Origin of the sequence: Streptomyces sp. NBC_00122, assembly GCF_045160845.1 — a bacterium.
Lineage (GTDB): Bacteria > Actinomycetota > Actinomycetes > Streptomycetales > Streptomycetaceae > Streptomyces.
The window spans coordinates 3,425,276-3,445,963 of sequence record NZ_CP108191.1; the positions used below are offsets into that span (position 1 = coordinate 3,425,276).

General features: G+C 72.0%; 12 protein-coding genes and 1 tRNA gene. 11 read left to right on the forward strand and 2 right to left on the reverse strand.

Translation table 11 applies throughout. The features are described 5' to 3' along the window. Window positions 1-68 precede the first annotated feature (68 nt). The 11 genes from bldG (at window position 69) to OG737_RS16320 (ending at window position 16,184) form a co-directional block, all read left to right on the forward strand. Window positions 69-410, forward strand: a complete 342-nt coding sequence (gene bldG / locus OG737_RS16270; protein WP_030152678.1) for an anti-sigma factor antagonist BldG — start codon at window positions 69-71, stop codon at window positions 408-410. Between the two features lie 101 nt (window positions 411-511). Further along, window positions 512-952 carry an ATP-binding protein gene (locus OG737_RS16275; RefSeq protein WP_328926872.1) on the forward strand — a complete coding sequence of 147 codons (441 nt, stop codon included), beginning with the start codon at window positions 512-514 and terminating at the stop codon, window positions 950-952. 257 nt (window positions 953-1,209) lie between these two features. Next, window positions 1,210-3,612: a sodium-translocating pyrophosphatase gene (locus tag OG737_RS16280; RefSeq protein ID WP_328926873.1), complete on the forward strand. Its 2,403-nt coding sequence runs from the start codon at window positions 1,210-1,212 to the stop codon at window positions 3,610-3,612. Between the two features lie 160 nt (window positions 3,613-3,772). Next, a complete protein-coding gene (locus tag OG737_RS16285; RefSeq protein ID WP_328926874.1) occupies window positions 3,773-4,339 on the forward strand; it encodes a small secreted protein in 567 nt (188 codons plus the stop codon). Between the two features lie 166 nt (window positions 4,340-4,505). Beyond that, entirely contained in the window at window positions 4,506-6,047 is a 1,542-nt protein-coding gene (locus OG737_RS16290) for a methyltransferase (RefSeq protein WP_328926875.1), read from the forward strand. Window positions 6,048-6,159: 112 nt separating this feature from the next. After that, entirely contained in the window at window positions 6,160-6,357 is a 198-nt protein-coding gene (locus OG737_RS16295; protein ID WP_328926876.1) for a hypothetical protein, read from the forward strand. Window positions 6,358-6,622: 265 nt separating this feature from the next. Then, complete coding sequence (topA, locus tag OG737_RS16300) at window positions 6,623-9,463, forward strand: type I DNA topoisomerase (protein WP_405679192.1); 2,841 nt, start codon at window positions 6,623-6,625, stop codon at window positions 9,461-9,463. A 208-nt stretch (window positions 9,464-9,671) separates the two neighbouring features. After that, window positions 9,672-12,836: a dTMP kinase gene (gene tmk, locus OG737_RS16305; protein WP_405921689.1), complete on the forward strand. Its 3,165-nt coding sequence runs from the start codon at window positions 9,672-9,674 to the stop codon at window positions 12,834-12,836. A gap of 102 nt (window positions 12,837-12,938) precedes the next feature. Then, window positions 12,939-14,150 (forward strand): DNA polymerase III subunit delta', encoded by a 1,212-nt coding sequence (locus tag OG737_RS16310; protein WP_328926879.1) that lies wholly within the window; start codon window positions 12,939-12,941, stop codon window positions 14,148-14,150. Between the two features lie 260 nt (window positions 14,151-14,410). Continuing rightward, entirely contained in the window at window positions 14,411-15,979 is a 1,569-nt protein-coding gene (locus OG737_RS16315) for an alpha/beta hydrolase (RefSeq protein ID WP_328926880.1), read from the forward strand. A gap of 131 nt (window positions 15,980-16,110) precedes the next feature. After that, window positions 16,111-16,184: transfer RNA gene (locus tag OG737_RS16320), tRNA-Thr, on the forward strand. 191 nt (window positions 16,185-16,375) lie between these two features. Here the strand turns inward: OG737_RS16320 and OG737_RS16325 are convergent. Both OG737_RS16325 and OG737_RS16330 read right to left on the reverse strand, forming a co-directional pair. Then, a complete protein-coding gene (locus tag OG737_RS16325) occupies window positions 16,376-18,466 on the reverse strand; it encodes a protein kinase domain-containing protein (protein WP_328926881.1) in 2,091 nt (696 codons plus the stop codon). Window positions 18,467-18,489: 23 nt separating this feature from the next. Next, complete coding sequence (locus OG737_RS16330) at window positions 18,490-20,685, reverse strand: protein kinase domain-containing protein (RefSeq protein ID WP_405921690.1); 2,196 nt, start codon at window positions 20,683-20,685, stop codon at window positions 18,490-18,492. Window positions 20,686-20,688 lie beyond the last annotated feature (3 nt).

Consider the following 20,688-nt stretch of genomic DNA (forward strand, 5'->3'; position numbering starts at 1 on the left):
CCCTCACCTACCTTCGGGTGGGGAGGCCCCTGGGGGGCGCCGCTCGATAGCAAGGTGCTGGAGGATCCGTGGACCTGTCCCTGTCGACTCGCACTGTCGGCGACCGTACGGTCGTAGAGGTCGGTGGCGAGATTGATGTGTATACCGCGCCCAAGCTGCGCGAGCAGTTGGTCGAGTTGGTGAACGACGGCAGCTACCACCTGGTTGTCGACATGGAGCGAGTGGACTTCCTCGACTCCACCGGGCTTGGTGTGCTCGTGGGAGGCCTCAAGCGCGTCCGCGCGCACGAGGGTTCGCTGCGTCTGGTGTGCAACCAGGAGCGCATCCTGAAGATCTTCCGCATCACCGGTCTGACCAAGGTCTTCCCGATCCACACCACGGTGGAAGACGCCGTCGCCGCCACCGACTGACGGCTCCGTACGGCGAGGAGCCGAAGACGAGAGCGGGGGTACCGGGCCACGGTTGGCCCGGGCCCCTGTCAAGGCACGCCCGTAGTCCGAGGGGGACGCGCATGGCCACCGTTGAACTCCGCTTCAGCGCCCAGCCCGAACACGTCCGTACGGCCCGCCTGGTCGCGGCCGCCGTGGCGCGCCGGGCGGGTGTGGAGGAAGCCGTCCTCGACGAGGTCCGCCTCGCCGTGGGCGAGGCCTGCTCGCGTGCCGTCGGACTGCATCGCAGCATCGGACTGACCGCGCCCGTCCGGGTGGTCCTGACCGAGGAGGAGAAGGTCTTCTCCATCGAGGTCGGCGACGGGGTTCCCGGACCGGGCGGCGGCCCGGGCGATGCCGTGTCGGGCATCGACGCCGTCCTGGACCCCGACATCGAGGGCGAGGACGAGATGGGCCTCGCCGTGATCAGCGGGCTCGTCGACGACGTCGAGGTGACCAGTGGGGAATCGGGCGGGACCATCCGGATGAGCTGGCCGGTCTCGGGAGCCTCCGAGTCACCGTAGATCCACTGCGTCGCGCATTCCTTCGTATCTTCCGATCTTTATCAAGGCCCTGCTGAGCAGGGCCTTTTTCATTTCCCTAGATCAATGACCGGGCGTCAATGCTTTTGCCCCATTACCACTTTCGAGGGTAATGGAGTGACGCGATCTATTGCTGAGGAGCAGGAGCACGCCAATTCCGTTTCCTGCGCACTGTTTTGATCGGGGCGCGCTCCCTACAATCCGTCCACATCTTGAGCTCATCACGTCAAGGAGGACGAATGACGGGGCTCTTCACCCCTATCGCGCCGGATCGCACCTCTGATCTGGCAGCCGCAGTACTCACCGATGACAACCGGCTCATCGTGATCGTCATCGCGGCCGTGGCACTGGCCGCACTCGTCGTCGCGCAGATCCTGGTCCGCCAGGTCCTCGCCGCCGACGAGGGAACCGACAGCATGAAGAAGATCGCCGCAGCCGTTCAGGAAGGCGCCAACGCCTATCTGGGCCGCCAGCTGCGCACCCTCGGCGTCTTCGCCGTCGTGGTCTTCTTCCTGCTCTTCCTGCTGCCCGCCGACACCTGGTCCCAGCGGGCGGGACGGTCCGCCTTCTTCCTCGTCGGCGCCCTCTTCTCGGCGGCGACCGGCTACATCGGCATGCGCCTCGCGGTCCGCGCCAACGTCCGCGTCGCCGCCGCCGCGAGAGAGGCCACCCCCGCCGAGGGCGAGCCCGCCAAGGACCTGACCGAGGTCTCCCACAAGGCGATGAAGATCGCCTTCCGTACGGGCGGCGTGGTCGGCATGTTCACCGTCGGCCTCGGCCTCCTCGGCGCCTCCTGCGTCGTCCTGGTCTACGCGGCCGACGCGCCGAAGGTCCTGGAGGGCTTCGGCCTCGGCGCCGCGCTGATCGCGATGTTCATGCGCGTCGGCGGCGGCATCTTCACCAAGGCCGCCGACGTCGGCGCCGACCTGGTCGGCAAGGTCGAGCAGGGCATTCCGGAGGACGATCCGCGCAATGCCGCGACCATCGCCGACAACGTGGGCGACAACGTCGGAGACTGCGCCGGAATGGCCGCCGACCTCTTCGAGTCGTACGCCGTCACCCTGGTGGCCGCACTCATCCTCGGCAAGGCCGCCTTCGGCGACCTGGGCCTGGCCTTCCCGCTGATCGTCCCCGCGATCGGCGTCATCACCGCCATGATCGGCATCTTCGCGGTCTCCCCGCGCCGCAGCGACCGCAGCGGCATGACGGCGATCAACCGCGGCTTCTTCATCTCCGCCGTGATCTCCCTGGGGCTGGTCGGCATCGCCGTCTACGCCTACCTGCCGGCCACCTACAAGGAGCTCGTCGGCGTCGAGAACCCGGCGATCACCAACCACTCCGGGGACCCGCGCGTCCTGGCGGTCGTCGCCGTCGCGATCGGCATCGTGCTCGCGGCGCTGATCCAGCAGCTGACCGGCTACTTCACCGAGACCAACCGCCGTCCCGTCCGGGACATCGGCAAGTCCTCCCTGACCGGCGCGGCCACCGTCATCCTCGCCGGCATCTCCGTCGGCCTGGAGTCCGCCGTCTACACGGCGCTGCTCATCGGCCTCGGCGTCTACGGAGCGTTCCTGCTCGGCGGTACGTCGATCATGCTCGCGCTCTTCGCGGTGGCCCTGGCCGGCACCGGCCTGCTCACCACGGTCGGCGTCATCGTCGCCATGGACACCTTCGGGCCCGTCTCCGACAACGCCCAGGGCATCGCCGAGATGTCGGGCGACGTCGAGGGCGCCGGGGCGCAGGTCCTGACCGACCTGGACGCGGTGGGCAACACCACCAAGGCCATCACCAAGGGCATCGCCATCGCCACGGCCGTGCTCGCCGCCGCCGCGCTGTTCGGCTCGTACAACGACGCGATCGCCGGCGCGGTCAAGGAAGTCGGTGCCAAGGCCGGGGAGATGAACCTCAGCCTGGACATCGCCCAGCCCAACAACCTGGTCGGGCTGATCCTCGGCGCGGCCGTGGTGTTCCTGTTCTCCGGCCTCGCCATCAACGCGGTCTCCCGCTCCGCGGGTGCCGTGGTCTACGAGGTGCGCCGCCAGTTCCGCGAGCACCCCGGGATCATGGACTACTCCGAGAAGCCCGAGTACGGGCGCGTCGTGGACATCTGCACCAAGGACGCGCTGCGCGAGCTCGCCACGCCCGGCCTGCTCGCCGTCCTCACCCCGATCGCCGTCGGCTTCAGCCTCGGCGTCGGCGCGCTCGGCTCCTTCCTCGCGGGTGCCATCGGCACGGGCACGCTGATGGCGGTCTTCCTCGCCAACTCCGGCGGCGCGTGGGACAACGCGAAGAAGCTCGTCGAGGACGGCCACCACGGCGGCAAGGGCAGTGAGGCCCACGCCGCGGTCGTCATCGGGGACACGGTCGGCGACCCGTTCAAGGACACGGCCGGTCCCGCGATCAACCCGCTGCTGAAGGTGATGAACCTGGTGGCGCTGCTGATCGCCCCGGCCGTCGTGCAGTTCAGCTTCGGCCCGGACACCAGCCCCGTGGTCCGGGCGGTCGTCGCGGCCCTCGCGATCGCCGTCATCATCGGCGCGGTGTACATCTCCAAGCGCCGCGGCATCGCGGTCGGCGACGAGACCGAGGGCGGAGCCGCCGAGCGGGTGGCCCAGCCGGCCGACCCCGCCACGGTCTCCTGACCCGAGGCCTCATCGGTACGGGCAGAGCCGGGCAGGGCCGGCCGTGCGCCCGAAAGGCGGACAGGCGGCGCGGACTGACGCGCCGTCTGTCCGCCTTTGTGCGTCCCCGGATGGCAGCCGTGTATCTTCCGGGCCGAGAGCCTTCGAAGGGACCAATCCGGTGAACAAGAAGCTTGCGGCCGCGTTGTCGGGCAGTGCGGTACTGATGCTCGTCCTGTCCGGCTGCGGCGGGGACGACAGCGATGGGAAGGCCAACGCCTGGGCCAAGAAGGTCTGCGACCAGTGGCAGCCCGAACTCACGAAGATCGAGGCGGCCAATGCCGAGATCAAGCGCGTGGCGACGGAGAGCAGCAAGCCCGAGGAGGTCCAGAAGACCGACTCGGCGGCGTTCGCGACCATGTCCGAGTCGTACAAGACGATGGGGACCGCCCTGCAGCAGGCGGGAAGTCCGCCGGTCAAGGACGGCGCCGCGACCCAGGAGGCCGCCGCCAAGGGCTTCGAGGCGACCTCCAAGGGTTATGCCGACCTGAAGGTCAAGATGGACGCCCTGGACCCCAAGGACCAGACGAAGTTCGCCGACGGCCTCAAGGAAGTGGCCGGCGGCCTCCAGGAGGCGACGAAGGGCGGCAAGGACGCACTCGCGCAGCTCAACGCGGGCGGTCTGGACAAGGCCATCAACAGCCAGAAGGGCTGCCAGGTGGCGGCGACGTCGCCGTCGCCCAAGTAGTGCTCCGGGCGGTGCGATGAGCTGACATCCGATGGTCAGGGCGGCCGGGTCCCGGAAGGGGCCGTGGCCGCCCTGTCGCACGTTCCGCCCCGTGGCCCGCCCCGGTGGCCCACGCCGACGCCCGTGCTCCGCACGGATTGCCGGACCCAACCGCCACAATGGTGGGGTGAGTACCACCAGCCTCCCCTCGCCCGATCACACCGCCGAGCTCCGCACCGCCATGCTCGCCGCCGGTTTCACCGCAGACGGCCTGCTCGACCTGCTCGGCGCCCCCGCCTACGCCGCACTGGCCCGCAGCGAGACGGTTCCCGCCCTGCGCGCCACCCGCGGCGGTGGTGACGGCCCGCTCGCGAGCCTGGTGCGGCTGTTCCTGCTCCAGCAGCCCGTTCCGTACGCGCAGGCCGCGGCCGCGCTGCCCGCCGAGGCGGCCCTGGCCGATGGCTGGCTGCGCCGCGAGGATGCCGCCGACGGCGAGGACACGGTGCGCGCCACCGTCGACGTGCGGCCGTACGGAGGTCCGGACGGCGAGGACTGGTTCATCGTCTCCGACCTCGGCTGCGCCGTCGGCGGGGCCGGCGGGATCGGCAGCCGGGGCCGTCAGGCGGATACGGCCGTGGTCCTCGGGGTGGGAGGCGCCTCCACCACCCTGGCCGGGATCACCGTCCGGATCCCGGCGGGTTCCGCGCTGGACCTCGGTACCGGCTCGGGCCTCCAGGCGCTGCACGCGGCCCAGCACGCCACCCGGGTCACGGCCACCGACGTCAACCCCCGGGCCCTGGAATTCACCCGTCTGACGCTGGCGCTGTCCGGCGCCCCGGAGGCCGAGCTGCTCACCGGGTCGCTCTTCGAACCGGTCGGGGACGCCACCTACGACCTGATCGTGTCGAACCCGCCGTTCGTGATCTCGCCCGGCGCCCGCCTCACGTACCGGGACGGCGGTATGGGCGGGGACGACCTGTGCCGGACGCTGGTCCAGGAGGCGGGCGCGCACCTCAACCCCGGCGGGTACGCGCAGTTCCTCGGCAACTGGCAGCATGTGGAGGGCGAGGACTGGCACGACCGGGTCCGTTCCTGGGTGCCGCGCGGCTGCGACGCCTGGATCGTGCAGCGTGACGTGCAGGACGTGACGCAGTACGCGGAGCTGTGGCTGCGCGACGCGGGCGACCACCGCACCGACCCGGCCGAGTACGCGCGGCGGTACGAGGCCTGGCTGGACGAGTTCGAAGCCCGCAAGACGAAGTCCGTCGGCTTCGGGTGGATCACCTTGCGCCGGTCGGACGCGGCCGAGCCCTCGATCGTGGTCGAGGAGTGGCCGCACTCGGTGGAGCAGCCGCTCGGCGAGACCGTCCTCGCCCACTTCGCCCGCCAGGACTACCTGCGCCAGCACGACGACGCCTCCCTGCTGGAGGGTTACTTCGTACTGGCCGGCGAGGTGGTGCAGGAGCAGGTCGGCGCGCCCGGCGCGGAGGACCCGGAGCACGTGGTGCTCCGGCAGAACCGCGGGATGCGGCGCGCCACCAAGGTCGACACGGTCGGGGCGGGCTTCGCCGGAGTGTGTGACGGCTCACTGACCGCGGGCCGGATCCTGGACGCCATCGCGCAACTGGTGCAGGAGGATCCGGTTGTCCTGCGGGACCGGACCCCGGAGGCCATCCGGATGCTGGTCGAGCAGGGCTTCCTGGAGCCGGTGACGGGCCCCGCTCGGTAGTCGGCACCGGGATGTAACCCTGCGTTCGCCCGCCGTTCCCGAGTGGCTGGAAGGCTCCTGACCAGCGGGATCCGGGGGGATCCCGGGAGCGGCCAGGGGTAGGGGGAGCGGCATGGAGAACGGCCCGGCGATCTTCGCGGGGACCGTGTTCCTGCTGTTCGGGGCTGCTCTGCTGGCCTGGACGGGGGCGCGCGCACTGCACCGCGCGCCGGTGGCTGAGGGCGTGCGCCCCGTCGTGGCCGTACCGCTGGCTCTGCTCGCCGGCGGGACGTCGCTGGCGGTCGGGGTGTGGTGCCTCGCACGGCTCTGAGGCGGGGGCGCGACCGGCCCGGATCCCTGAAAGAAGCCGACGTGGGACGGGGTGCGGGAGCGCGGCCAGACGGCCCCCCGGGCACCCGGCACGGTGATCGGGAAGGGTCCGGCGCGGCATCCGGGCGGCAGAAACGGCACTTGTCGGGTTACCGTTCGAGTGGCCGTTGCGGGCTTGTGCCGTTTGACACGGGGGCGGGTTGTACCGTCACACTCCGCAGCGTCGCCGTACTGCGACCGAGTGCCGACCGGAGAGAAGAGCCAAGTTGTCCCCGACTAGCGAGACCGCAAAGGGCGGCCGCCGACTCGTCATTGTCGAGTCCCCTGCCAAGGCGAAGACGATCAAGGGCTACCTCGGCCCGGGATACGTCGTCGAGGCGAGCGTCGGGCACATTCGCGACCTCCCGAACGGCGCCGCGGAGGTCCCCGACAAGTACACGGGCGAGGTCCGTCGCCTCGGTGTGGACGTCGAGCACGACTTCCAGCCGATCTACGTCGTCAACGCCGACAAGAAGTCGCAGGTCAGGAAGCTCAAGGAGCTGCTGGCCGACTCCGACGAACTCTTCCTCGCCACCGATGAGGACCGCGAGGGCGAAGCCATCGCGTGGCACCTGCAGGAAGTCCTCAAGCCCAAGGTCCCCGTCCACCGGATGGTCTTCCACGAGATCACCAAGGACGCGATCCGCGACGCCGTCGCCAACCCGCGCGAGCTCAACCAGCGCATGGTCGACGCACAGGAGACCCGGCGCATCCTCGACCGTCTCTACGGCTACGAGGTCTCGCCGGTCCTGTGGAAGAAGGTCATGCCCCGGCTGTCGGCCGGACGCGTCCAGTCCGTGGCCACCCGCCTCGTCGTCGAGCGGGAGCGCGAGCGCATCGCCTTCCGCTCCGCCGAGTACTGGGACCTGACCGGGACCTTCTCCACCGGCCGCGCCGGGGACGCCTCGGACCCGTCCACGCTGGTCGCCCGCCTGAACACGGTGGACGGCAAGCGCGTCGCACAGGGCCGCGACTTCGGCTCGAACGGGCAGCTCAAGAGCGAGGTGCTGCACCTCGACGAGGCGAACGCCCGGGCGCTTGCCGCCGCGCTGGAAGGTGCCTCGTTCGCCGTCCGCTCGGTCGAGTCCAAGCCGTACCGCCGCTCCCCGTACGCCCCGTTCCGTACGACGACGCTCCAGCAGGAGGCCTCGCGCAAGCTGGGCTTCGGTGCGAAGGCGACCATGCAGGTGGCGCAGAAGCTGTACGAGAACGGCTTCATCACCTACATGCGTACGGACTCCACCACGCTCTCCGACACCGCGGTGTCGGCGGCGCGGGCGCAGGTCACGCAGCTCTACGGGGCCGACTACCTGCCGGAGAAGCCGCGCGTCTACGCCGGCAAGGTCAAGAACGCGCAGGAGGCGCACGAGGCGATCCGCCCCTCGGGTGATCGTTTCCGCACTCCGGCCGAGACCGGCCTGTCCGGCGACCAGTTCCGTCTCTACGAGCTGATCTGGAAGCGGACCGTCGCCTCCCAGATGAAGGACGCGGTCGGCAACTCGGTGACCGTGAAGATCGGCGGCCGGGCCTCGGACGGGCGCGACGCCGAATTCAGCGCCTCCGGCAAGACGATCACCTTCCACGGCTTCATGAAGGCGTACGTCGAGGGCGCTGACGACCCGAACGCCGAGCTCGACGACCGCGAGAAGCGCCTTCCGCAGGTCGCGGAGGGCGACGCGCTCGCCGCCGAGGAGATCACGGCGGACGGCCACTCGACCAAGCCGCCGGCCCGCTACACCGAGGCCTCGCTGGTCAAGGAGCTCGAAGAGCGCGAGATCGGCCGCCCGTCGACGTACGCGTCGATCATCGGCACGATCCTGGACCGCGGCTACGTCTTCAAGAAGGGCACGGCGCTCGTGCCGTCCTTCCTGTCCTTCGCCGTGGTCAACCTGCTGGAGACGCACTTCGGCCGGCTCGTCGACTACGACTTCACCGCGAAGATGGAGGACGATCTCGACCGCATCGCGCGGGGCGAGGCCCAGTCCGTGCCGTGGCTGAAGCGGTTCTACTTCGGTGCCGAGGACGCCTCGGAGGTCGTACCGGCCGACGGTGACGCGCTCGGCGGCCTGAAGGAGCTGGTCACGGACCTGGGCGCGATCGACGCCCGGGAGATCTCCTCCTTCCCCGTGGGCGAGGGCATCGTGCTGCGGGTCGGCCGCTACGGGCCGTACGTCGAGCGGGGCGAGAAGGACGCAGAGGGCCACCAGCGCGCCGACGTACCGGACGACATGGCTCCGGACGAGCTGACGGTCGAGTACGCGGAGGAGCTGTTCGCCAAGCCGAGCGGCGAGTTCGAGCTGGGCAAGGACCCGGTCTCCGGGAACGAGATCGTCGCGAAGGACGGCCGCTACGGGCCGTACGTGACGGAGATCCTGCCCGAGGGCACGCCGAAGACGGGCAAGAACGCGGTCAAGGCGCGGACGGCCTCGCTCTTCAAGTCGATGTCCCTGGACACGGTCACGCTGGACGACGCGCTGAAGCTGATGTCGCTGCCGCGCGTGGTCGGCGTGGACGCGGAGGGCGTGGAGATCACGGCCCAGAACGGCCGCTACGGCCCGTACCTGAAGAAGGGCACGGACTCGCGGTCGCTGGAGACCGAGGACCAGCTGTTCTCGATCACGCTGGACGAGGCGCTGGCCATCTACGCGCAGCCGAAGCAGCGGGGCCGCGCGGCGGCCAAGCCGCCGCTGAAGGAGCTGGGCACCGACCCGGTCAGCGAGAAGCCGGTGGTGGTCAAGGACGGCCGCTTCGGGCCGTACGTGACGGACGGCGAGACGAACGCGACGCTGCGGCGGGACGACGACGTCGAGACGATCACGCCGGAGCGGGGCTACGAGCTGCTCGCCGAGAAGCGGGCGAAGGGCCCGGCCAAGAAGGTGGCGAAGAAGGCCCCCGCCAAGAAGGCCCCGGCGAAGAAGGCCCCGGCCAAGAAGGCGACGGCGACGAAGACCGCTGCCGCGAAGAAGACGACGGCTGCCAAGAAGACCACTGCCGCGGCAGCCGCCAAGAAGACGACGGCGAAGAAGACGGTGACGAAGAAGATCGCTGCCGCCCCGGCGGACGAGTAGCCGCCGCGGCCGCGGTCTCCCGCTCCGCCTGCCCCGGGCCCCTGTGCGACCGCACGGGGGCCCGCGGCGTTTCCGGCGGGACGGGCGGGATCGGCGGGACGGGTCGGTCGGGCGGGGCGGGCGGAGCCCCGGAAGGTGGGTGCGGGGTCACACCGCACCTTGTCCACAGGCCTCCGCAATGGCGAAGCGCAGCGGATAGGCTGGGCGGATGACGCGAGCCGAGCAGCCAGCGGTCGTGACCGCCCCGGCGAACCCCACCTACGACGAAGCCCTAGCCGCGGATTCCCGCGAGCGTGCGGTGCGCGCACTGCTGCGCACCCCCAGGCTGCGCCGGCTGTGGAGCGCCCAGCTGGTGAGCGGCATCGGTGACGCCCTCGCCCTGCTGGTGCTGGTGCTGCTGGCCCTTCAGGCGGCCGTCTCCGAAGGAGCCTTCGGCGACGGCTACCGCGGCGCGGCCCTGGCCGTCGCCGTCGTCTTCGGAGTCAGGATCCTCGCCACCCTGTTCTTCGGCGCGGTCCTGCTGGGCCCGCTGGCCGGGCTCGTCGCCCCCGGCGGCAAGCTGGACCGCCGCTGGACGATGATCGGCGCCGACGGGGTCCGCCTCGGGCTCTTCGTCGTCGCCCCGCTGTGGCTCGACTGGATCCCGGCCCACGCGCTCACCGCGCTGCTGGCCACCGTCTTCGTCGCCGGCGCCGCCGAGCGGCTGTGGACGCTGGCCAAGGACAGCGCCGCTCCCGCCCTGCTGCCGACGCCGCCGCCGGAGGGCGCGACCGTACGGCCGCTCCCGGACCACCTGGACGCGCTGCGGCGGCTGAACCTGCGTACGTCCTTCGCGGCGCTCCCGATCGCGGCGGCCGCGCTGCTGGGCGCGACCCTGGTCGGCAAGGCCCTCGGCCTCGGCGTGGACTGGTTCGCCGAGAACCAGGCCGCCCTCGGCTCGTACGTGGCCTCCGGTCTCTTCGCGGCTTCGGTCTCGCTGCTGCTGCCGCTGGTGCTGCCCGGGGCGAAGACCCCGCGCCCCCGCTCGCCGCTGGAGGGCCTGCTTGCCCCCAAGGCGGGTGACCGGCCCGACAAGGGCCGTACCGGCGCCGTCCCGCTGCTGGTCCTGGCCTGCGCCGCAGTCGCCGGAGCCGTGTCCAGCGCCGTCGCCGTGTCGGTACTGCACGCCTTCGACCTGGGCGGCGGCCCGGCCGCTTTCGCGCTGCTCGTCCTCGCGCTGGTCGGCGGCACCGCCGCCGGCATCCGCGCCACCCAGGCCGGCAAGGTACTGCCCGGCCTGTCGCGGCGCCGTCTGCTGGCCCTCGCCATAGCGGTCGCCGGGCTGGCGCTGCTGCTCGCAGGGCTGGTCCCGGACACGGCGACCGTGCTCTTCCTGTCGCTGTTCGCCGGCACCGCTGCGGGCGTCGCGGCCAACACGGGCCACACCTTGCTGGACCAGGAGACCGAGGAGTTCCGCCGGGCGCGGGTCACCGAGCACCTCCAGGCGGTCGTACGGGTGGCCGTGGCCCTCGGGGCGGTCCTCGCCCCGGTGCTGGCCGCGGTGATCGGCCCGCACCGGCTGACCGGCGCCGAGGTCGTCCTCGCGCACGGCGGCGCCGCTTTCACCCTGATGCTGGTCGGCGCGCTGCTGCTGCCGGTCGCCGCGGTGGTCCTCGCCAAGCTCGACGACCGCAGCGGCGTGCCTCTGCGGCGCGACCTGCGCGAGGCGCTGCGCGGCGGCGAGCCGGTGCAGGCCGCCTCCGGCACCGGATTCTTCATCGCCCTGGAGGGCGGCGACGGAGCCGGCAAGTCCACCCAGGTGGAGGCGCTGGCCGACTGGATACGGGGCAAGGGCCACGAGGTGGTCGTGACGCGTGAGCCGGGGGCCACCCCGGTCGGCAAGCGGCTCCGCTCGATCCTGCTCGACATCTCCTCCGCAGGGCTGTCGAACCGCGCCGAGGCGCTGCTGTACGCCGCCGACCGTGCGGAGCACGTGGACACGGTGGTGCGCCCGGCCCTGGAGCGCGGCGCGGTCGTCATCTCGGACCGCTACATCGACTCCTCGGTGGCCTACCAGGGCGCCGGCCGCGACCTCTCCCCGACGGAGATCGCCCGGATCTCGCGCTGGGCCACCGACGGGCTCGTGCCGAACCTGACCGTGCTGCTCGACGTATCGCCGGAGGCGGCGCGGGAGCGGTTCACGGAGGCCCCGGACCGGCTGGAGTCGGAGCCGGCGGAGTTCCACCAGCGGGTGCGGTCCGGGTTCCTGACGCTGGCCGCGGCCGACCCGGGGCGCTACCTGGTGGTCGACGCGGGCCAGGACCCGGACTCGGTGACCACCGTCGTACGGCACCGCCTGGACCGGATGCTCCCGCTCTCCGAGGCCGAGGTGGCCGCCCAGGCCGAGGCCCGGCGCCTCGCCGAGGAAGAGGCCCGGCGCAAGGCCGAGGAAGAGGCGGCACGCAAGGCGCAGGAAGCCCGCCTGAAGGCCGAGGAAGAGGCCCGGCTGGCCCGCGAGGCCGAGGCGGCACGGATCAAGGCCGAGGCGGAAGCCGCCCGCAAGGCGGAGGAAGCCCGGCTGAAGGCCGAGGAAGAGGCAAGGGCCCGGGCCGAGGCCGAGCGGCTGCGCGCCGAGGCCGAGGAGAAGGCGCGCGCGGCGGAGGCGGAGCGGCTGCGCAAGCAGGCCGAGGAGGAGGCCCGGCTGCGGGCCGAGGCCGAGGAGCGGCGGCTGGAGAAGCAGCGGCGGGCCGAGGAGGCCCTGCTGAAGGCCGAGGAGGCGCGCCGACTGGCGGCGGCCGAGGCGGCTGAGGCCGCGGCGAGGGCTGCGGCTGCCGCGGCGGCGGCGGAAGCCGCGTCGGCGGCTCCTTCGGCGCCGGTTTCGGACGGTCCGCATCCGGACGATGCCGTGACGCTCGAGACCCCGGCGCTCAGCCGCGTCGTCCGGCCGGACGACGTGACCCAGACCGTCCCGGTGCCCAAGGCCGATCTGTCGAAGCCGCCGGTCCGCCCGACCGATGAGACGGCTGTTCTGCCGCCGGTCCGCCCGGCCGACGAGACGGCCGTACTGCCGCCGGTCCGCCCGGACGCCGGTGCGCCCGGCCCGGCCGGCTCGTCCGGCCAGGCCCGGTCCGCCTCGCGGCCCACGGCCCGGCGCCCCGAGGAGAACCCGGCCGACCGGGTTCCGCCGGGCATCTTCCGGGACGGCGGCAGCGACCGGACGCGGGAGCTCCCGGCCCTCGGTGACGACGGTCGCCCGCGCCGCCCTCGCCCGGACTGGGCCGAGGAGACCCCGCTGGACGACCTGCCGACGCTGGCGGACGAACTGCTGGGCCGCCGCCGGGACGACGAGTACGGGGACGGCGACGACGAGCGGGGTCCGCGCCGCCGCGGCTGAGCGCGGCGTGACCGGTGGCCGGGCCGGGGGGACCGGGCCGGGCCGGATTGTCAGTGGCGCGCGCCACAATGGGTGCACGGAGAGTGAAAGGCGGTGGGCGGGATGCCCGTATGGGACGACCTGGTGGGACAGGAGCGGGTCCAGGCGCAGCTGGCCGCCGCCGCTCGTGATGCCGATGCCCTGGTCACCGCCGTCTCGGACGGGACGCCGCCGCCCGCCGCGAACAAGATGACCCACGCCTGGCTGTTCACCGGGCCGCCCGGCTCCGGGCGGTCCACCGCCGCCCGTGCCTTCGCGGCCGCCCTGCAGTGCACCAGCCCCGACCGGACCCTCGGAGGCCAGCCCGGCTGCGGGTTCTGCGACGGCTGCCACACCACTGTGGTCGGCACGCACGCCGATGTGGAGATCGTCCGTACGGATCTGCTGTCCATCGGTGTGAAGGAGACCCGCGACCTGGTCCGCCGGGCGCAGCTCTCCCCGGCCGTCGGCCGCTGGCAGGTCATCGTCCTGGAGGACGCCGACCGCCTCACCGAGGGCGCGGGCAACGTGCTCCTCAAGGCCGTGGAGGAGCCCGCTCCGCGGACGGTGTGGCTGCTGTGCGCGCCCTCGCTGGAGGACGTGCTGCCCACGATCCGGTCCCGTTGCCGACACCTGACGCTGCGCACCCCGCCCGTCGACGCCGTCGCCGAGGTGCTGGTCCGGCGCGACGGCATCGAGCCCGCCGCCGCGGCGGCCGCCGCCCGCGTGACCCAGGGGCACATCGGCCGGGCCCGCAGGCTCGCCACTGACGAGGCCGCCCGTTCCCGTCGGGCCGCCGTGCTCAGGCTCCCGCTCCGAGTCGACGATGTCGGCGGCTGCCTCAAGGCGGCGCAGGAGCTGGTCGACGCCGCCGCCGAGGACGCGAAGCAGGTCGCGGAGGAGGTCGACACGAAGGAGACCGAGGAGCTGAGGGCCGCGCTCGGCGCCGGAGCGGGCGCGGGCAGCCGGATGCCGCGCGGCACGGCGGGCGTGATGAAGGAGCTGGAGGACCGGCAGAAGCGGCGTCGCACCCGCACCCAGCGCGACAGCCTCGACCTCGCGCTGACCGACCTCACTGGCTTCTACCGGGATGTGCTGGCCCTGCAGCTCGGCTCGTCCGTGGCCATCGCCAACGAGGAGATACGCCACGACCTCGACCGGATCGCCCGCGCCTCGGGTCCCGAGCGGACGCTGCGCCGGATCGAGGCGATCATCGCCTGCCGGGACGCCCTGGACCGCAATGTGGCTCCCCTCCTCGCGGTCGAGGCGATGACGATGTCGCTGCGCGCGGGCTGACCGCTGATCCGACAACCTGCCGTGACCGCTGGTCCGACCCTGCTCCGGCCCTGCTCTGACCAGCGGAGCGGGCACCGGAGCGCCGCGCCCGGTCCACGTCCGGTTGACCGGCTCACCCGTACGGGCGGACCGGCCGCCGACGGCGGGACGCACCCGGCCGGTGCCTGGCCCGCGCGGGCCACGGAAGGCGCGCCACCGTCCGGGGCCGGACGGCGGCGGACCACCTCCTGGCCCGGGCCGGCAGCACGTAGGCTCCAAGGATGGACACCAGTCGCCTGCTGCGTACCACCGGGATCGTGATCGCGGCCGCCGGGCTGCTGCTTTCCGGATGCACCTCGGGCGGGTCGGGGGAACCCCGGGCCGTCGCGTCCTCCGAGGCGGTCTCCGGTTCGCCGTCCGCCCGGCCGTCCCCCGATGCGGCGGCGCTGCGCCCGTACTACGAGCAGAAGCTGACCTGGCGCGACTGCGGTGTGCCCGGGTTCCAGTGCGCCACCATGAAGGCGCCGCTCGACTACGCGAACGCCGGCTCCGGCCAGGACGTCGACATCGCGGTGGCCCGCCGGCAGGCCACGGGCCCGGGCAAGCGGCTCGGCTCCCTGGTGGTCAACCCGGGCGGCCCGGGCGGCTCCGGCATCGGGTACCTGCAGGCGTACGCGGGAATCGGCTATCCCGCGGCCGTCCGCGCCCGGTACGACATGGTCTCCTTCGACCCGCGCGGGGTGGCCCGCAGCAGTCCGGTGGAGTGCATGACCGGCCCGCAGATGGACAAGTTCACGCAGGTGGACCAGACGCCGGACGACGCGGCCGAGCGGGCCCGGCTGGTGGCCGCGTTCAAGGAGTTCGCCGTCGGCTGCCAGGAGCGTTCGCAGAAGGTCCTTCCGCACGTCTCCACCGTCGACGCCGCCCGGGACATGGACCTGCTCCGCGGGGTGCTCGGCGACGAGAAGCTCGCGTACGTCGGGGCCTCGTACGGCACCTTCCTCGGGGCGACGTACGCGGACCTCTTCCCGGACCGGGTCGGACGGCTGGTCCTGGACGGAGCGATGGACCCCAGCCGCCCGGCGGTGGACCTGAACCGCGACCAGACGGAGGGCTTCGATACGGCGTTCACCGCCTTCGCCAAGGACTGCGCGAAGCAGCCCGGCTGCCCGCTCGGCACGGGCGATCCCGACGCGATCGCGGCCCGCCTGAAGGACTTCTTCCGCAAGCTCGACGCCCAGCCCGTGCCGACCGGGGAGGACGCCCGTCCGCTGGGCGAGTCCCTCGCGACCACCGGGGTGATCGCGGCGCTGTACGACGAGAGCGCCTGGCCGCAGCTGCGCGAGGCGCTCACGGCGGCGATGAACGGCGACGGCGCGGGCCTGCTGAGCCTGGCCGACAGCTATTACGAGCGCGATCCGGACGGCAAGTACGCCAACCTGATGGCCGCGAACTCCGCCGTCAACTGCCTGGACCAGCCCCCGGCCTTCACCGGCCCGGAGGCGGTCGAGGCCGCCCTGCCGTCCTTCGAGAAGGCCTCCCCGGTCTTCGGCGCCGGCCTGGCATGGGCCTCGCTGAACTGCGCGTACTGGCCGGTGAAGGCCACGGGTGAGGCGAGGGCGCTGACCGGGAAGGGCGCCGCGCCGATCCTGGTGGTCGGCACCACGCGCGACCCGGCGACCCCGTACAAGTGGGCCCAGGCCCTGGCGGGCCAGCTCGACTCGGGCACCCTCCTCACGTACGACGGCGACGGCCACACGGCGTACGGGCGCGGCAGCGCCTGCATCGACACCTCGATCAACCAGTACCTGCTGGAGGGCAAGGTTCCGGCGGACGGCAAGAAGTGCTGACCGGCTGACCGCTCGGCGCCCGATTCCTGACCCCGGAGAACCTGGTTCAGGGCACCCGTCCACACCCTGTAGACTTGGCGCCGCTGCTGATGAGCACACCTCTTCGGGGGAATACTTGTCTGACCAGCGGTGCCGCCTTAGCTCAGTTGGCCAGAGCAACGCACTCGTAATGCGTAGGTCTCGGGTTCGAATCCCGAAGGCGGCTCGGATTAGCCCCAGGACTCACTCGCCGTGACCTGGGGCTTTTTCATGCCCGTATCCGAGCGGGCATGCGGATCTGCTGACCGGGCCGTACCTTCCCGACCCGGGCGGACAGGGTTTGGCGGCACGGCCCGGCACCAGCCGGGATGATGTTGTAGAGCCTCGTCGTGCTGGTTCGGCTCGGGTCTCACCGGATCAGAACACGGGAAGGGCGCCGAGTGACGTGCCGTCCAGGAGGAAGACGCGGTTCGCGTCGGCCGTGAGCCAGTAGCGGGTGGGGTTCTTGATGACGGGGAACACCCACGGCGGCCGGTTCTCGGGCGAGAGGTCGATGACGTTGATGCCCCCTTGGGTCCTGTTGACGGCGACCGACCAGAGGCCGTTCCCCTGCACGACGAGCGGGCTGGGCGGGTCGCATTCGAAGAGACCTGCGTAGACCCAGTCGGTTCCTCCGCCGCTCCGGACGTCGTAGCGGACGGGGACTCCCAGCACAGCTGCGTACACGTGGTCGCCGTGGATGGTCGGAGGGCCCCAGGAGATCGTGCCGCCGTTCGGCGGTTTGGGGTTCTCGGCCGACCAGAGGTCCTTTCCGTCGACGATGTCGAGGGCGGAGAGGTTCTTTCCCGTCACGCACAGGGAGCGTCCCGACAGGGCGACCTTGGCCCGGCCGTCGTCGGACTGCTTGCGGCGGTCCCATGCCTTGCGGCCGTCGGTCGTGTCGAGGGCGACCAGCGACCCGTCCGCAGCCGTGATGACCAGCCGGCCCTGGGCCGCCAGGCCGCGCGAGGCGGCCTTCGTGCCCAGGTCCGCGTCGACGTCGACGGTCCAGCGGATCTTGGCATCGGACCGGCCGATGGCGCGCACCCGCCCGTCCTTGGTGATCAGGTAGACGGCTTCGTCGTCCGCGTCGAGGAGGGATGCGGCTTCCGCCGGGGACGTCCACTTGGGCTCGCCGGTCGAGGCGACGAAGGTCGTGAGGGTGCCGTTCCGGTCGGTGGCCGCCACCAGTTGGCCGGAGAGGGACAGGTAGCGGTTGGCAGCCACCGCCTCCGGCGCCGACCATCGGAGGGTGCCGTCGACGACGCTGCGCGCGGCGATGCCGCCCTTCGGTGCTCCGACGATGACGACGTCGCGTACGGGGAGGGGCGCGGGCGATTCCTCCGACAGCGCCGAGGGGACGCTCCACAGCGGCTTGGCGGTCTCGCCGAGGACGTAGTCACCCTTCTTCGGGTCCAGGACGCGGGCCTGCGGGGTCTGTACGGCCGGAGGGATGTCGAAGGGGCCGCTTCCCTTCCGGATCCACCACACGGCGCCGCCGCCGACCGCGAGCACGGATCCGCCGACCGCAAGGCCCGTCAGCAGGCGCCGACGTGAGACGGAGCGCGGTGCGACCCCGCCCGGCGCCGTGGTCAGCAGATGGAGGCTGTGCTCGCGGGTCGTGATGTCCTGCGCGATCGATCCCTGCCGCCACGCGCGTTCGGCGCCTCGGGGCGGGGCGAAGGAACGGATGATCTCGTCCGGCAGGGGCCGGGACGCCGGGTCCTTGGCAAGGCACGCGCCGACCAACGGCTGGAGCGGGGGCGGTACTCGGTCCAGGCGCGCCTCTCCGTGGACCACCTCGTACTGCACGGCGGCGACGTGTGAACCCTCGTACGCGTGCTGCCCGCCGGCCGCGTACACCAGGACCGCACCCAGGGAGAAGACGTCGGCCGGTGGACCGACGCGCTGCCCGAGGACCTGCTCGGGCGCACCGTAGCCGGGGGTGACCGGGACCTGGCCGGTGGCGGTGAGGGTGAGGCCGTGTTCGGGGCGGGCGATGCCGAAGTCGATGACGCGGGGGCCCGTCGCGGTGAGCACGATGTTGGCGGGCTTCAGGTCCCGGTGGACGAGGCCGGCGGCGTGGATGTCGCGGAGCGCCTGGGCGAGCGCCGCAGCGAGGGCCCGTACCGTCGGTTCGTCGAACGGCCCGTGGGAGCGGACGGCATCCGCGAGTGTCGGCCCGGTCAGGAACTCGGTGGCGATCCACGGACGCCCGCCCTCCGTCCGGGCGTCCAGGACGCGGGCCACGGACCCGCCGGTGACCGACCTGGCCATCTGGGCCTCGCGGACGAATCGTTGCGTGAGGTTCGGGTCGTGCGTCAGGTGGGGGTGCAGCACTTTGACGGCGGCGGCGTGCCCCTCGCTGTCCTGACCGACGTACACCTTGCCCATGCCTCCTTCGCCGAGCACGGCGAGGATGCGGTACGGGCCCAGTCGGATCGGGTCTCCGGATTCCAGGGGCTTCATTGCGTGTGAGGCTTTCTGTGAGCTCAAGCGAGGGGATAAGCGGCGGTGTATTCGTCGCCGATGGCGATGAGCCGTCTGGCGGACGCGTCGGCGAAGTACCGCGCCTTGGCGGCTTTGAAGGGACGGGTCGCTGCGCCGGTGCGGATGTCCGCGGCCACCAGTCCGGACGAAGCCCTGCTGTACACGTACACGTACGCGATCCCGACCGCAGGCGGGGTGTCGAGGTCCTCGGCCGTGACCTCGCGGCGCTTCTCCGCCCACCGCAGTGTGCCGCTCGTGGCGTCGAGCGCGACCATGCCTCGGCCTTCCTCCACCGCGTACACCACGCCGTCCTTGACGGCCGGAGGGCTGAACCGCGCCCCTGGTGTTGCCCCGTCGAAGCGCCAGGCCGCCTTGCCGTCGGCCAGGCCGAGCGCGACGAGTTCACCCGCCGACGGGTACACGTGCCGGCTGTCCAGGGCCAGATGAGCCCGGTTGAGCGCCGACTGCTTGCCGTCGAGCGGCCGGTCCCACAGCGCTTTGCCGGTCATCGCGTCGTGTACGACAAGGCGCGGTTCTCCGTCCGCGGACTGCTGGACGAGGACCAGGTACCTGCCCACGGCTTGGGCGGACAGGAAGTGCAGGCGCTCGGACGTGTCCGGTCGGGCGGGGAGAGGGACCTCCCAGAGTTTTTTCCCCGAGCGGGTGTCGACGCCCAGCAGGAAATACGTCTGGTCCTTGCCGAAGCCGGCTTTCGTATGGGGGCCTCGGCCTCCCACCAGGTAGACGGCTTCGCCCGTCGCGCAGAGCAGTTGGGTTCCGTAGAGGATCGCTCTCAGGTCCTTGAGTTCACCGAACGGGGCCTTGAGCCTTCCGGTGGCCGGATCGACGGTGGAGACCTTCAGCGGATCGGTCTCTTCGAGGGTGTAGTCGGTGGCGTAGATCTGCTTGCCGTCCGTGGCGGTCCGGCGCATGAAGTAGACACCGGGGTCCGGCCACTTCGCCGCTCCTGTCGCGGGATCCAGGCCTTGTACGCCGTACTCACCTACGACGAGCAGTCCGTCCAGGACGAGCGGCGCGGGGGGAATGAGCGGGGCGGCGTAGCTCGTCGGCACCTGCCAGAGCAGGTCCCACGCGGGTTCCTTCGAGGCGACGGCGGGTGGCTTCGGGCCGGTGTCCTGACGGCCCAGCCATGCCCAGGCGCCGGCTCCGACCGCTGCCGCTCCGAGTACGGAACTCCCCCCGAGGGCCAGGAGCCCCCGGCGGGACAGGAGGGACGGGGTGGAGGAGGTGGACGGAGTGCCGCTCGGGAAGGCTTCGGCGAGGTCGTGTCCCGGTGGGGCCGGGAGGCGTTGGGGCCGGGCATGCCAGACGCCGCCGACGCGGCGGGCGATCTCCATGAGCAGGGGCTCGGGGAGATGGGCGGCGAAGCCGCCCTGCCCGGGGCGCAGCTGGGCGGCGAGGTCGGTGGTGGAGGGGCGGTCGTAGGGGTTCTTGCTGAGGCAGCGGGTCAGGACCGGGAGCAGGGCCGGAGGGACTCCGGTGAGGTCGGGGTCGGCGTAGCGGACGCGGTAGATGAGGTCGGCGTGCTGTCCGGTGCCGAAGGGCCCGTGGCCGGTGGCTGCGTAGGTGAGGACGCCGGCGAGTGCGAAGACGTCCCCCGCAGAGGTGTGTTCCTGGCCGGTCGCCTGCTCGGGGGACATGAAGGCGGGCGTGCCCGCGGCGGTACCGGTGCGGGTGAGGTGGTCGTCGCCGATGGCACGGGCGATGCCGAAGTCGATGACTTTGGGACCGTCTGCCGTGATCATGATGTTGGAGGGCTTGAGGTCGCGGTGGACGACGTCCGAGGCGTGGAGCTGGCCCAGAGCCGCACACAGCAGGGCTCCCAGCGCGCGTACCGCGGGCTCGGGGAGCGGTCCCGCGATGGAGACGGCGTCGTCGAGGGGCGGGCCGAGAACGTACTCGGTGGCCAGCCAGGGGGTTTCGGCGAGCGGGTCGGCGTCGAAGACCCGGGCGCCGTGGACGGGGCCGATGACGCGGGCCGCGTCCACTTCGAGGCGGAAGCGGGTGCGGACGGCGGGGTCGGTGGCGATGCGGGCGTGCATCGTCTTCAGCGCTGCGGTACGGCCCGTGGCCGACCGGGCGAGGTAGACGGTGCCCATGCCGCCGCTGCCCAGACGGGCGATGAGCCGGTAGGCGCCGAGCAGGTGCGGGTCGTCGTGGGTGAGCGGGGAGAGCATCAG

Bases quoted from the DNA above. Each gene is read 5' to 3' on its own strand.
- OG737_RS16275 (WP_328926872.1), top strand. From the start codon at position 512: ATGGCCACCGTTGAACTCCGCTTCAGCGCCCAGCCCGAACACGTCCGT.
- OG737_RS16280 (WP_328926873.1), top strand. From the start codon at position 1,210: ATGACGGGGCTCTTCACCCCTATCGCGCCGGATCGCACCTCTGATCTG.
- OG737_RS16295 (WP_328926876.1), top strand. From the start codon at position 6,160: ATGGAGAACGGCCCGGCGATCTTCGCGGGGACCGTGTTCCTGCTGTTC.
- tmk (WP_405921689.1), top strand. From the start codon at position 9,672: ATGACGCGAGCCGAGCAGCCAGCGGTCGTGACCGCCCCGGCGAACCCC.
- OG737_RS16310 (WP_328926879.1), top strand. From the start codon at position 12,939: ATGCCCGTATGGGACGACCTGGTGGGACAGGAGCGGGTCCAGGCGCAG.
- OG737_RS16315 (WP_328926880.1), top strand. From the start codon at position 14,411: ATGGACACCAGTCGCCTGCTGCGTACCACCGGGATCGTGATCGCGGCC.
- OG737_RS16325 (WP_328926881.1), bottom strand. From the start codon at position 18,466: ATGAAGCCCCTGGAATCCGGAGACCCGATCCGACTGGGCCCGTACCGC.
- OG737_RS16330 (WP_405921690.1), bottom strand. From the start codon at position 20,685: ATGCTCTCCCCGCTCACCCACGACGACCCGCACCTGCTCGGCGCCTAC.